Below are 13,215 nucleotides of genomic sequence, written 5' to 3'. Positions count from 1 at the left end.
GACCTTCAATGGGGACCACTACGAGCGATTCCTTGCCCACTTCCTGGTCGGAAATCTGCGGACCAACGCCACCTTCACCCAGATCCTGACTGCCATCCGCAATAATATCAAACTGAGTCATTACGCAACACTCATCGATAAGCTATTGTCTATTGCACCGTCAACCCACTTGATCAACGAGTGGGTATGGTGCCTTCAGAAGAAAGATGAAGCATCGTCTCTAGCTGAAGACGCCCTCGCAGCGATGTTGTTCCGCGATGTCGGCATGAATGACGTACGAGGCGCCCTCGCGTTTCCGAAAAGAAATTATCAGGTCATCTTGAAGCTGGCTCAATACGAACTGGACAAGCGAAATCTTGATGCGGCGGAAGAGCTTTACCTCGCCTTGCTGCTCTACGGGTATTTCGATGGCAACATTGCGAAGGGCCTGAGCGAGATCGCGAGATTCCGGTTCGACTTTGCTGCCGCGGCAGAGATCTCCAGGGTCTGCGCGGCCTACAGTAACCCGTGGAAATTGGCCGAAGGTGTAATGCTTCAGACGCAATATTCCGCTCTCGCCAGGGATTTTCTGGGCACGGTTGAAGGATTCGCTGTCTCGGGCATGTCCAATCCGGCCTTGCTTGGGCGGTTTATCGGGGACTCGATAGCCGACGTGCCGCACTACCTAGGAATCCTACCGTATACCGACGCATTGTTGGCGTCGATAATGGCGGCCTCGGCCGGAACCCCGATATCACGCGCTCAAGCACTGGTGGCGATGAATTTCCCTGCGGAAGCCGAGTCCTTGTTGAAGGCCTATGCGCCCACCAGCAGTGAAGTGGAAAAATATACTCTGACACGGGTACAAGCCTCCCGACTTCTCGATAGATATGACGAAGCAAGACAGCAAGTCTCAAGGCTTGTCGCCATCCTGCCAACTTCTGTTGTCTATAGCGAGGCGCTTCGGGCTGCTATCGATAGCCATGACTACGCATGGGGCGAGAAACTTCTTGCTGAGGCCGTCGCCAGGGGCTTGGATATAGGTGAAATATTTCACCGAAGAATTGGCAAGGGGGTGACAGACCTCAAGAAAATATTCCTGTCGCATAGACTTATCAAGAGTAGCGGCCTGCTCCGGAAGTATTTTGGGGGCAAATACGTGCAATCCCTGTCATTGCTTGGGACGACTGCTGCAAGCACTAACGTTATTATTGCCTATTTTGGGCCTGGTGACGAGATTCGCTTCGCAAGCCTCTACCCCGAAATGATGGCGGCTTGTGGGGAGAGCAAGGTAAAGTTTACCTGCGATCCCAGGCTGCATACTATTTTTCAGCGAAGCTTTCCGGATCTAGAGTTCCACCCGGTGCAGCGTGTCCGAAGCCTGACCTGGCTGCACGACTATAGTAATTTTGACCGCTTGCCGGGCTCTGACTTGTTCAGGCATGTGGATAACGCTGGCTTGGACCTGATACGTTCCGCCGACAACATTATCCTGCAACTGGATGCGCTGGGTGATGTGGTCGAAGGCTTCCAGACATTTCGTGGTGTTTCATACCTTGAGCCTGATCCTGAGAAGGTCAGTGCATGGAAAACCAAGCTGTCCTGTTTCGAGGAGAAGTACTTGGTCGGCCTGTGCTGGCGCAGCAGTCTGAACACGCCTGTACGGAGCTCCGGCTATCTCCCGATCGAAGCACTAGCACCGCTGTTTGCCTTGCCAGATGTAGTGTATGTCAACCTGCAATATGGAGAGCATACAGAGGAACTCGATCACATTAATAGACGGTACCCAAATCGACTGATTACATTTCAAGATCTCGATACGTTCAACGACCTGGATGGAATGGCAGCGCTGATGTGCTGTCTGGACGCTGTCATTGCCCCGGCCACAACCGTCGCGGAGCTCGCGGGATCACTCGGCTGCAAGACCTTGATGTTTTCCAGTAGCTCGCAAAACAACTGGCGGGAGCTGGTCAGTGGTAGTCGGGATTTATGGCACCGGTCCATGCGGCATGTTAACGTTGAAGACAAAAATGAACTACCCCGGGTATTGACTGATAGCTTGCTTCACGCGCTTGCTGGCGACAACTAGGGTTCGGGTCGTTGGTTGGTCATTCCGTTGTTCGGTCATTTATTTAGAGTCACTCGTCGGCGCAGTGCTTGGTTACATGATGAATGCCAGTCGTGCCCGCCGCAAACAACCTTCTGCTTGAACCTCTGGAGATTTTTGAATGTTTGATAACAAGGTTATATTGATTACTGGTGGTACCGGATCATTTGGCAACGCATTCGTCCCGATGACGCTCGCCAAGTACAATCCGAAGAAGATTATCGTCTACTCTCGCGACGAGATGAAGCAATGGGAGATGGCGAAAAAATTTCCCAATGATCCCAGAGTTCGGTTTTTCATTGGCGACGTGCGTGATCGCGAGCGGTTGTACCGGGCATTGGACGGTGTCGATTACGTCGTTCATGCCGCGGCTACCAAGATTGTCCCTACCGCGGAATACAATCCTTTCGAGTGTGTCAAGACAAACGTCATTGGTGCCATGAACTTGATCGATGCCTGTATCGATAAGGGCGTCAAACGCGTGGTTGCGCTGTCAACGGATAAAGCCTGCAGCCCGGCAAATCTCTACGGCGCGACAAAACTGGCTTCCGACAAGCTGTTCATTGCCGGCAATTCGTATGCTGGGGGACACACAACCCGCTTTGCGGTGGTGCGCTATGGTAATGTGATGGGCTCCCGCGGTTCGGTGATACCGTTTTTCCTCTCAATTCGCGACCAGGGGGTTCTGCCCATCACGGATCTGCGCATGACCCGCTTCATGATCACTCTCGAAGAGGGTGTCGACCTTGTCTGGCATGCGTTTGATGACATGGAGGGTGGGGAAATATACGTCAAGAAAATTCCATCGATGCTGATCACGGATATCGCGACCTGTGTGGCCCCTGAGGCAGCCCACGAGGTCGTCGGGATCAGGCCAGGGGAGAAGCTCCACGAGACGATGATCGGCCCGGAAGACTCGCTATACACTTACGAGTACAAGGATCATTACAAGATTCTTCCCGCCATTCACGACTGGAGTGCCTGTGCGCTACGTATCAAAAACGGCCAGAAACTTCCCGAAGGCTTTAACTACTCGAGCAACACCAATACCCAGTGGATGACCTCAGAGGAATTGAAGACGTGGATTCTGGCCAACAGAGAAAAGATCGGGGTGATTTGATGACAGTAATTCCGTACGGCCGCCAGGATATTTCACCAAGCGACGTGGATGCGGTGGCGCGAGTGTTGCGTTCTGATTTCCTCACCCAAGGTCCTGAGGTGCCGGCCTTCGAAAAGGCGGTGTCTGGGTATTGCGAAGCGGAGTACGCGGTGGCGGTTAACAGCGCGACGTCGGCGCTTCACATCGCTTGCCTTGCCCTCGGCGTTGGGCACGGTGATTGGGTGTGGACTAGCCCGATAACCTTTGTTGCCAGTGCTAACTGCGCCCTTTATTGTGGAGCTGGAATTGATTTCGTAGATATCGACCCGGTAACTTACAACATGTCTGTCGACCGGCTCAGCGAGAAACTCGCACAGGCGGAAGAGGACGGCACTTTGCCGAAGGTTGTCATTCCGGTTCATTTGGCAGGCCAGTCGTGCGACATGGAGGGGATATTCACACTGGCGCAGCGCTATGGCTTTAGAATTGTTGAAGATGCGTCGCATGCGATTGGTGGAAAGTATCTAGGCGAGCCGATAGGAAGTGGGCGATACAGTGATATCACCGTGTTCAGTTTTCACCCGGTAAAAATAATAACTACTGCCGAGGGCGGGATGGCGGTGACCAACAACCCAGAACTCGCGCAGCGTATGCTTCTGCTGCGTAGCCATGGCATCACGCGTGATCCCGGGTTGATGACCCATACCCCGGATGGTCCCTGGTACTACCAGCAAATCGAGCTGGGCTTCAATTATCGAATGACCGAGTTGCAAGGCGCATTAGGTATTAGCCAGCTGCAGCGTCTTGATACCTTCGTGGCCCGTCGCAACCAGTTAGCAGAGCAATACAGAGATTTGCTGAAGGGTGCTCCACTAACTGTGCAATGTAACTCAAATAATAGTTACTCGGCTTACCATCTATACATAGTCCGGCTTTGTCTTGATGAAGTTGCTGCCACTCATCGACAGGTCTTCGAAGCGCTCTTGCAGCGCGGCATTGGCGTGAACGTTCATTATATTCCTGTTCATCTTCAGCCTTACTTCCAACAGCGCGGATTCAAGCATGGTGATTATCCTGTTGCTGAAAGATACTATGAGGAGGCTATTAGCATCCCGATGTTCGCCGCTTTGACCGACGTCGAGCAGGGCGTGGTTGTGTCCGCTCTGAGGGATGTTCTGTGCGGAGTTGGGCTATGAACGTTGCCATCATTCCTGCGCGCGGTGGCAGCAAGCGTATCCCACGAAAAAACTTGAAGTTATTTGGCGGAAAGCCGATGCTGGTGCACTCCATCGAGGCGGCCCTGAAAAGCGGGTGTTTCGAGAAGGTGGTTGTGTCCACTGACGATCCGGAAATTGCAGTCGTGGCGAGAAAGTGGGGTGCTGATGTCCCGTTCGATCGTCCTTTGGAATTGTCGGATGACCACACGCCAACACGTGCCGTTATTAACCATGCGATCGCGGAAATAGCCATGCTATATGGCTTGCCGGAATTCGTTTGCTGCATCTACGCGACTGCGCCGTTTCTTCGGTATGGGGATTTGATAGGTTCCTTGATTACGTTGAGAGCGCAAAATGTTGATTTTGTTTTTTCGGTCACTACTTTCGCTTCCCCCATCCAGCGCGCGCTAAGAATCTCTGCCAGCGGTGCTGTCGTGCCTTTTTATCCCGAGTTTATGGGTTCGAGATCGCAGGATCTTGAGGAGGCCTATCACGATGCCGGGCAGTTTTACTGGGGACGACCGTCCGCCTTCTTGTCAAATGCTTCGATGTTTGGGGGAACAGGGCTTCCTTTCGTTCTGCCGCGATGGCGTGTGCAGGATATTGACACCATCGAAGACTGGCAGAGGGCGGAGTTGATGTTTGATGTGCTGACGCGCGAGGCAGCACCCGGAGCGATCGTTTGATAATATTGGCCTGTAACGCCGGCGCGCAGGCGGGCTTTGGTCACTTGATGCGCACTCGCGCGCTCGCGACGGCGTTATCGCATCTGGGGGAGCGTTGCGTCCTGTTGGGACCGGGTTCGACGTACTCTCGCGATTCCGATCACGCTCTTTTTGATGAATGGATTCCCATTGATCACTGGACATCAGATGAAGAGGAGGCCAAGAGGCTGCTGAGTATCGCCGGACGCGTTGGCGCCAACTCGGCCGTTCTCGATGACTACCGCGCCAACAACGCCTACCAAGAGATCCTGCACCGTTCGCGGTTTCCGTGGCTTCAGTTCGACACTTCAATTGATGGGCCACGATTTCCGAATATTCTCGTCAATCCGAGCCCCGGCGCGCGGTCCGATGATCATCAGCGCGTGATGGCCAGGTCGGATACCGTTTTTCTTTTTGGGCCGCGATTTGCAGTTCTGCGGCCAGAGTTTTCGGACGTGGTTCGAGTTCCCAGAGAAACACCGGCGATTCGCGTCCTTCTTACCTTTGGCGCGGGTGATGATTTCGGGGCTAGTGCTTTCGTACTACGCGAACTTGTCGCACGAGCAGCACAGGATTTAGAGTTTGTGGTAGTCTCTGGCGAGCATAATCCCCAAAATTTTATTTTGGATGAATGGGTCAGGGAGCGGGGCGGAAATAGGGTGTCGTTGCTTATAAACCCCCCGCTGTTATCGGCGGTATATTCATCCGCGGATATCGCAATCATGTCGGGAGGCACTTCGATCTATGAGGTGGCCTCGTGTGGTATTCCCATGCTGTTGCTGCCCACGGTCGATAACCAGATCAAGCAGTCAGTGGCATGGGCGGAGTCGGGTGCGGCCTTGTATCTAGGCAGGTTCGGCGAAGTCAGTGGGGCACAGTTAGGCGAGACACTGAACTTTCTCATCAGCAATCCTCGGCTTCGCGAGGAGATGTCGCTCGCCGGGCGCCAGCTGGTTGATGGACGCGGGGCGATCCGTGTGGCCAAGCACGTGGTGGGGTTGGGAGAACGGGTTGGCTAAAGACAGGGCCGCTGAAAGAGAAGTTCGGGGTTTGTTTGGTGTTGGCTGCTTGATTATTGGGATGAGTCATGACTAAGAAAATTTTGATCTTGGGTACCCTGCACGGACAGGCGGAGGCGATGGAGGCCTGCAAGAGCATTGGGTGGACAGTGTATTCTTGTGGCTTCAAGCGAGAGGGCCCAGGGGTTGATGCCGCTGATGAGTTTTTTCTGGTGGACATTCTTGATATCGACGGCGTGACAGCCCTTGCGAAAAGGCTGGAAGTCGATTGCGTATACTGTGTCGGCTCTGATATTGCAATGCCAACCGTGGCGGCCGTAAGCGAGAAGTTGAATTTGCCGTTGTTTCACAGTTCGGAGCTTACGGACATATTGCATCGGAAGGTCCGTCTTCGTGCTTTTCTTGAGGCGCATGGTTTGAGTCGCGTCAAGTACGCTACTTTAAAGGAAACGCTTGATCTGGAGCGGTTTTCTGATTTTCCGGCCATTGTCAAGCCAGCAGATAGCCAGGGGCAGCGCGGCATAACCAGGGTAAATTGCCGTGCCGAGGCAGAGGCCGCATTGCCGCTTGCCTTGAAGGCGTCGTCGACCGGCACTGCGATTATAGAGGAGTGGCTGGAAGGGCGAGAGGTTTCGGTACACGTGTTTGTGGTTGAGGGGCAGATCCGGTTTTTTCTTCCTTCAGATCGGTTCACCTGGCAGGGCGAGTCCATTGGGCTGCCTAGAGCGCACGGACTGCCGTCAAGATGGCTGGACGATCATACGGTAGTGGTCATTCGCCAACTGGTTGAGGATTTTGTTGAAGGTTTGAATATTCTCAACGGGCCATTGTATTTTCAATTGATATTGACGTCGTCCGGCCCAAAAATTGTCGAAGTGGCTCCGAGGCTTGATGGTTGCCATCTCTGGCGTCTTATCGATGAGCGAACCGGGTTCAATTTGCTGCTTGCGACATTCAGATATCTTGTCGATGGGATATGGGAAGAGCCCGTGATGAAGGAGGATTGTACAACCCATGTGTTGAACTTCTTTCTGGCAGAGCCCAATAGTGCATTTCATTCCGCGGACTTTCCTCCGTTAACTACCGGAAGGATTTGCTATCTCGAATATCAGCTGGCCGAGGGCGATATGATACGTGATGGAGGCAGCCCGGTAACCCGGGTTGGCTACTTCGTCGAGGAGGTTTCGTGAGAGTTGCGATTACAGGCGCCCGGGGGTTTATTGGGTCACACCTTCTGCGGCATCTCAAGGCGTCAGGACATGAGGTTGTAGCTCTTGGACGAGCACCCGGTAGCAAGGAATTGCAGGCGTTTGACGGCGACACTGGGAGGGGGTGCAGCCAAGTTCATTGTCCTCTCGAGGAACTCGTTGCCGGCGTTGACGTGATCATGCACCTGGCCGGGCGCTCGAGCCTGGATCGCTCAGTGAATCCAAGAATGGGCAGTCAGGGAACATCGAGCTTAACTGACTATCTCGATTCCAACGTTGTCTTGACCGAACGTCTGTTGAGGGCGGCGGTGGCTTCACGAACAAGGCGATTCGTCTTTGCGTCGTCGAGAATGGTATACCCGTCGTGGATTGCCGAGGCACGTACGGAGGAAATGAATCATCGGCCGGATAGCGCGTATGGTCTCAGCAAGAGCATTGCCGAGGATCTTGTGCGGATGTATTCGGACGATGAGCGGCTGGTCGGAGTTTCGCTTCGTTTAAGCCAGGTAATTGGTCCAGGCGATGGTGGTAGAGGGGTTTTGCCACGGTTCATCGAGTCTGCGCGTGCAGGCGTACTCCCAACAGTTCACGGCCAAGGCAGGGCGGTGCGGGATTTCGTAGACGTGCGGGACGTTGCTAGAGCTTTTGAACTGGTGGCAGAGGTGCCTTTGAGATCGCAAGTGATGAATATTGGTGGTGAGCGCGGTTACTCCGTTCGGGAACTGGCTGAGGTGGTGGCCGGGGAGGGGGGGCTGGACCCTTCGCAAATCGGCATGGTTTCGACCGACAACGAAGACTGCTCAACGTTTACTCTGGATAGCAGTCGCGCGAAGCAAGCCGTCGGGTGGACTCCCGACTGGTCTTTGCTCCGGTCGATTCGTGAGAGACTGGTTGATGCTTGTTAGGCGTGGCGAAACCTCGCCATGGTAATTGAAAGTCAGAATAGGAGAGATCGTATGACGTCTATTGAGCAAGGTTCAGCGGCGGATGTGGCTGCCCTGGATGATTGGGGCAAGCTCACGCAGATGAGCGTTGAAGGGCTCCGCGGCTGCGCAGAAATTTTTTGCCCGACAAACTTTTGGGAACCTGGCGTAACTAAGCTACTTTTGGAAATGAACACGAAGGGCTTGGGTTCGTTCAAGAGTTGGCCCCAGGCAAGCTCCTGGTTCTATCCGCTTTATGGCAACGGGTTCACCAACAAGACGATTAAGGAGATTGCTGCGCTCGCGGTCGAGCTTAACCCGAAGGCAAACGCATCCTATGTGGCGGGTCACCTCAGCGGTGGGTGGGAGGCACGCCGGGACTTCGATGCCGTCAGACTGGCCTGGGATCAAGAGCTCTGGCCCTTTGATCTCGAGCAGTTCGGGGAATCGCTGGTCGGCAAGCCTCCTCAACGGTACCGGCTAACGAACGAAGACGGGATGGCATGGGGCCGCGCTTACCTCAACTACCTGCTGTGTCTTGCCGGGCTGTCCCGACACGTGAGCGCCCCGCCCAGTCGCTTTCTCGAGATCGGGGGGGGGTTCGGCGTACTCGGGGAAATCGTGATGTCCCGCGACCCGGAAGCGGTGTACGTCGATCTCGACATCCCACCGCTACTGACTGTGGCCACCTACTATCTGACGGAGCTGTTTGGCAAGGATAGAATTGGCTCCTTCAACGCGCCGCAGTTTCAGACGCCGGGATCTTTTGCGTGCGATCAATCAGCGGTGCTGCCCAATTGGCGGGTGGATGACTTGCTTGGCAAGTTTGACGTCTTCGTCAATTCTTTCTCCTTCCAGGAAATGGAGCCAAATGTGGTCGAACACTATGCAGCTGCTGTTGCCGCCAAGGAAGTCACGTATGTGGTGTCACTCAACTCACGTGATGGCAAGAAAAGAGCTACCGAAGCCGGCTCGCGCGGTGTGCTAGATCCGGTAACCTCGACTCGAATCGCTGAAATTTTCTCAAAACTGGGCTATGAACTCGTGGGGCGATACGGCAGTCCGTTGCTTCGGGGCGCGGGCGAGCTCATCATTCTTCGGCGCGGAGCAGTGCAGGGAGTTTGATCGACCGTTCGCCGGGGCCGTGGGGTGAGAGCGCGACGACATCGGTAGAGCCAGAATTGGCGTTGATGCATAACACTTATAGATCGGAATGTGGGGAACTTCTTTCCAGAAATGACATTCTGATGACCATTGGTGGTAGCCACTGTTCATTTCCGCTTCAAATCGCAGGGGAAGTGGGGGGTCGCTATTTATGCACCAACGTCACACCAGAATTCGAAGAGAATACTGCAGAGAAGGGCGCGGTTTTTGGATCTGGTCGCTATCGATGAGTAACTCCAGTGGTAAGCGAGCAGTCCATTTGTGTTTGCGTGGAAGAAGGAAGTTCCTATTCTGATTGAAACACCAGCACATTCTCGGGATGGCTGGTCGGCAGAATGTCTTTTTCTGTCGCGCGGAGCGGCCTAGCTGCTTGCCTGTCGTTGAATTTGTGGGTTGGTTGGCAGGGACCGCGAAGAATGGAGCCATGTCAATGCGCTATGGACTTGTGCGCTTGCCGTTCTTGTATCCGGCAAAGGGAGACCGCTGATGTTTTTTCCAAGAGAGAAGGTTTTTATTATTGCCGAAATCTCAGCTAATCATAACAATGACTATGATTTGGCTGTGAGGACAATTGGCGAAATTGCCAAATCCGGGGCGGACGCGGTAAAGGTTCAGACGTACAGGCCAGAGTCCCTTGCAATTGATGTTGATAATGAGTATTTCGGGCCAAAGACCACGGGACTCTGGAAGGGAATGAGGCCTTGGGACTTATACAAAGTGGCCGCAATGCCATACGGGTGGCAGCCCGAACTGAAAAAGGTCGCCGAAAATGCCGGGCTGGTGTTTTTTTCGAGTCCATTTGACCTGGAGGCGGTGGATTTTTTAGAAGATATGGGTGTCGAGCTGTATAAAATCGCGTCGTTTGAAATAAATGATATACCACTTATTCGCAAAGTGGCTGCCACGGGAAAGCCCATGATCATCTCCACCGGGGTGGCAGAGCAGGCAGACATCAGGTTGGCGCTTGAGGTATGCTACGGTGTGGGCAACAAGGATGTCTCGTTGTTGAAGTGCACTTCGGAATACCCCGCGCAAATTTCAGCTGCAAATCTCGCGACAATCCCTGATTTGAAGAACCGCTTCGGTGTTAACGTTGGTGTTTCGGACCATACCATGGGTTCACTGGTTCCGGTGGTTGCGGTGGCATTAGGAGCGACAATCGTTGAAAAGCATTTTATTGTGGATCGATCCCTGGGTGGAGTTGATTCATATTTCTCCATGGAGCCGGCTGAATTCAAGCAGATGGTCGATCAAATACGTTCGGTTGAGCAGGCCATCGGCACAGCATCTTATGAGGTCTCGGCGGCGGACTGCAATCGCCGAAGATCATTGTTTGCGATCCGTGACATTCTCCCCGGAGAGCGGCTGACTCCTGAGGCAATAAGGTCTGTCCGGCCCGGAGTCGGCATACCGCCAAAATATTATGAAGAAATACTGGGGAGAACGGCAAGGATAGAGATCAAGAAAGGGACTCCGTTGAGTTTTGACTTCTTTCTGTAGTCCGTGACTCGATGGTATGAGGCAAGAGTGCGGGCCATGCAAGGCTGGTTCCGTTCCTTGAATTCTGATCGATGGTGGCGGTTTCTTCAGGGTGCTGACGTTTCGGTTGACAGAGAAGAGGTGGCTCTATGTCGTTTGGTGTGGAACCGGCCGCCAAGCCTGCGCGCGGGCCAGCCCCGAGCAGTGGTGCTGCGAGCGTCGAGGGCACTGTCAAGGGCGGGCGAAGCCCGGCGAAGCGCACCGTGATAGGGTACGAAACGCTAATACGCTCAAAGGCTTGGGGCTGGGTGCGGTTTTTCACGGCCAGCTCCCGAGCCCGTCCGGCGGCAAGGACTTCCCCGCCCTCTGGGGCGGGCAAGGGGCGGGGGCGCCCGAAGGGCTGAACAGAGGCTTCCGTCTCTTCGGGGCCGGTTCCACAGGAAACGACACAAATCCGTCTCATGGTCACGATCCGGCAGCGTATCGCTCCGGATACTTGTATTCCACGTTCAGTCGTCAATGGCGTTGGTGCATAAATCCAATTTTTAAATCAGAATATGGGGAGCTTCTTTCCAGAGGTGACATTCTGACCACCTTTGGTGGTAGCCAATGTTCAAATTCCGCTTCAAATCGCAGGAGAAGTGGGGTGTCGCTATTTATGCACCAACGCCGTCGTCAATACGAAAGGACTCACTATGCGTAGTACGCTGCAGTTCGCTGCTTTCTCACGTCGCCAGTTCTTGCGTCTCGCCTTGTTGGGGGCGCTGGGCTTAGTTATCTCTCCGGATGGAGAGTGCTTCGCTCTCCCGAAAATAAAAGTCATCGAACTGAAAACAATAAGCAGGGATGACAGAGTCTATCACGCGTGGCCAACTCTCACTCGCAGGAAAAATGGCGACTTGCTGGTCGTCTTCTCGGGTGGCCGCGAAGGGCATATCGACCCGTTTGGGCGCGTCGATCTGATTGTGTCGCATGATCAAGGGGAGACCTGGAGTTGGCCCCGGACAATACTTGACGGTGACCTTGACGAACGCGATGCAGGAGTAATTGAGACCAGGACTGGAACATTGCTTGTCACCACTTTCACTTCCATGACGTACGCGCTGCAGTTCAGTGGGGCCAAAGGGCAAGCGGTATTGGATGAGGTGGCGAAAGATCGGTGGATGTCTGTGCATAATCGACTCAAGGCGGACGAGATCAAAACCGAATTGGGGCAATGGATGATCCGCTCGACCGATGGAGGTCGGACTTGGTCAACCAGATATGCCACGATCGTTAACAGCCCACATGGCCCTCTGCAACTCGCTGACGGAAGGATTTTGTATGCCGGCAGAGAGGTGTCTGGAAGTCGCAAGCGCGTCGGGGTGGTTGAATCTACGGACGACGGCAGTACTTGGCGGTGGTTGGCAGATATACCATTCGCGAATGGACATGGTTACCCGAACTATCATGAGCTGCACGCAGTTGAGGCATCCAGTGGAAAGATCGTTGTTCATATACGTTACATCAAGGAAGGAGAGCCCGAGGAGATTCTGCAAAGCGAGTCCAGGGACGGCGGGCGTACATGGAGCGTGCCTGCGCCAATCGGGGTGTTTGGCTTTCCGTCGTACTTGAGTCGCTTGGGGGACAATCGGTTGTTGATGACCTATGGCTCCCGGATCAAGCCTACGGGTGTACGTGCCAGGATTAGTAACGATGAAGGGAAAACATGGAGTGATGAGTTGGTGATTACAGCGGATGGCACATCTAGCGATCTGGGTTATCCAAGCACGGTGCAACTTGATGAGAAAACGTTCTTGACGGTCTGGTATGAGCGATTGAAGGCCTCGCGGCTTGCTGTTCTACGTCAAGCAAGGTGGAGTATTGCTAACTAGGTTCGTATTCGCCTTGTCTATCCTGTCTGAAATCGGTCTTTCCGGTTGAGTTGACCTGTGCGCAGGAGTGTCGATCTTCCGTATGGGCGTAGATCGGACCGGCAGATCAGGTTGGCGAAATATAATGGGATTTCTGGCCGGGTTACGCCAGGAGAGGCGGGATGACCATCGTCGGTAAGGCCGAGTACTGGCGAAGCAGGGCAGGAGCAGCGGTGTCTGGTTGCGAGCTGGGTGGAGTACCGCCAATGGCTGGTCAGTCGACGCAGTCGGACGACCGGAGTATCTTCAGGTATCGGCCGCCCATGATCGGGCAGATTGGCGACACCGGACTCCGACTTCAATTCGTCAGGGTTAGTGTCGAGCACACCGTGTACGCGGTTCTCCAAGACGGTGTCCGCGAGTGGCAGTGGCCGGTTGCAAAAAGGGGGAAGGGCGCTTTGGA

General features: G+C 54.2%; 9 protein-coding genes and 1 pseudogene. All 10 read left to right on the top strand.

Annotated elements, in window-relative coordinates; translation table 11 throughout:
- Positions 1-2,068 (top strand): annotated as a pseudogene (locus Q1L50_RS12755) (hypothetical protein); the annotation flags it as partial.
- 139 nt (positions 2,069-2,207) lie between these two features.
- The gene (gene pseB / locus Q1L50_RS12750) at positions 2,208-3,206 is read left to right on the top strand and encodes a UDP-N-acetylglucosamine 4,6-dehydratase (inverting) (RefSeq protein ID WP_300339332.1); all 999 of its coding nucleotides are present in this window, start codon (positions 2,208-2,210) and stop codon (positions 3,204-3,206) included.
- Entirely contained in the window at positions 3,206-4,381 is a 1,176-nt protein-coding gene (pseC, locus tag Q1L50_RS12745) for a UDP-4-amino-4,6-dideoxy-N-acetyl-beta-L-altrosamine transaminase (protein WP_300339330.1), read from the top strand. The genes pseB and pseC overlap by 1 nt, the downstream gene beginning before the upstream one ends.
- Entirely contained in the window at positions 4,378-5,088 is a 711-nt protein-coding gene (pseF, locus tag Q1L50_RS12740) for a pseudaminic acid cytidylyltransferase (RefSeq protein ID WP_300339328.1), read from the top strand. Before pseC ends, pseF begins: the two co-directional genes overlap by 4 nt.
- Positions 5,085-6,125: a hypothetical protein gene (locus Q1L50_RS12735; protein ID WP_300339326.1), complete on the top strand. Its 1,041-nt coding sequence runs from the start codon at positions 5,085-5,087 to the stop codon at positions 6,123-6,125. Before pseF ends, Q1L50_RS12735 begins: the two co-directional genes overlap by 4 nt.
- Before the next feature lie 68 nt (positions 6,126-6,193).
- Positions 6,194-7,315: an ATP-grasp domain-containing protein gene (locus Q1L50_RS12730; protein WP_300339325.1), complete on the top strand. Its 1,122-nt coding sequence runs from the start codon at positions 6,194-6,196 to the stop codon at positions 7,313-7,315.
- A complete protein-coding gene (locus tag Q1L50_RS12725; protein ID WP_300339323.1) occupies positions 7,312-8,238 on the top strand; it encodes an NAD-dependent epimerase/dehydratase family protein in 927 nt (308 codons plus the stop codon). The genes Q1L50_RS12730 and Q1L50_RS12725 overlap by 4 nt, the downstream gene beginning before the upstream one ends.
- 51 nt (positions 8,239-8,289) lie before the next feature.
- Positions 8,290-9,381: a putative sugar O-methyltransferase gene (locus Q1L50_RS12720; protein ID WP_300339322.1), complete on the top strand. Its 1,092-nt coding sequence runs from the start codon at positions 8,290-8,292 to the stop codon at positions 9,379-9,381.
- A gap of 525 nt (positions 9,382-9,906) precedes the next feature.
- The gene (pseI, locus tag Q1L50_RS12715) at positions 9,907-10,920 is read left to right on the top strand and encodes a pseudaminic acid synthase (protein WP_300339320.1); all 1,014 of its coding nucleotides are present in this window, start codon (positions 9,907-9,909) and stop codon (positions 10,918-10,920) included.
- Between the two features lie 674 nt (positions 10,921-11,594).
- Positions 11,595-12,773 (top strand): sialidase family protein, encoded by a 1,179-nt coding sequence (locus Q1L50_RS12710; RefSeq protein WP_300339318.1) that lies wholly within the window; start codon positions 11,595-11,597, stop codon positions 12,771-12,773.
- The last annotated feature ends 442 nt before the right edge of the window (positions 12,774-13,215 follow it).

Origin of the sequence: Accumulibacter sp., assembly GCF_029255145.1 — a bacterium.
In the GTDB taxonomy this organism is placed as follows: domain Bacteria; phylum Pseudomonadota; class Gammaproteobacteria; order Burkholderiales; family Rhodocyclaceae; genus Accumulibacter.
The sequence above is the reverse complement of the archived record's forward strand: the minus strand, read 5'-3'. Positions and strand labels throughout refer to the sequence as shown.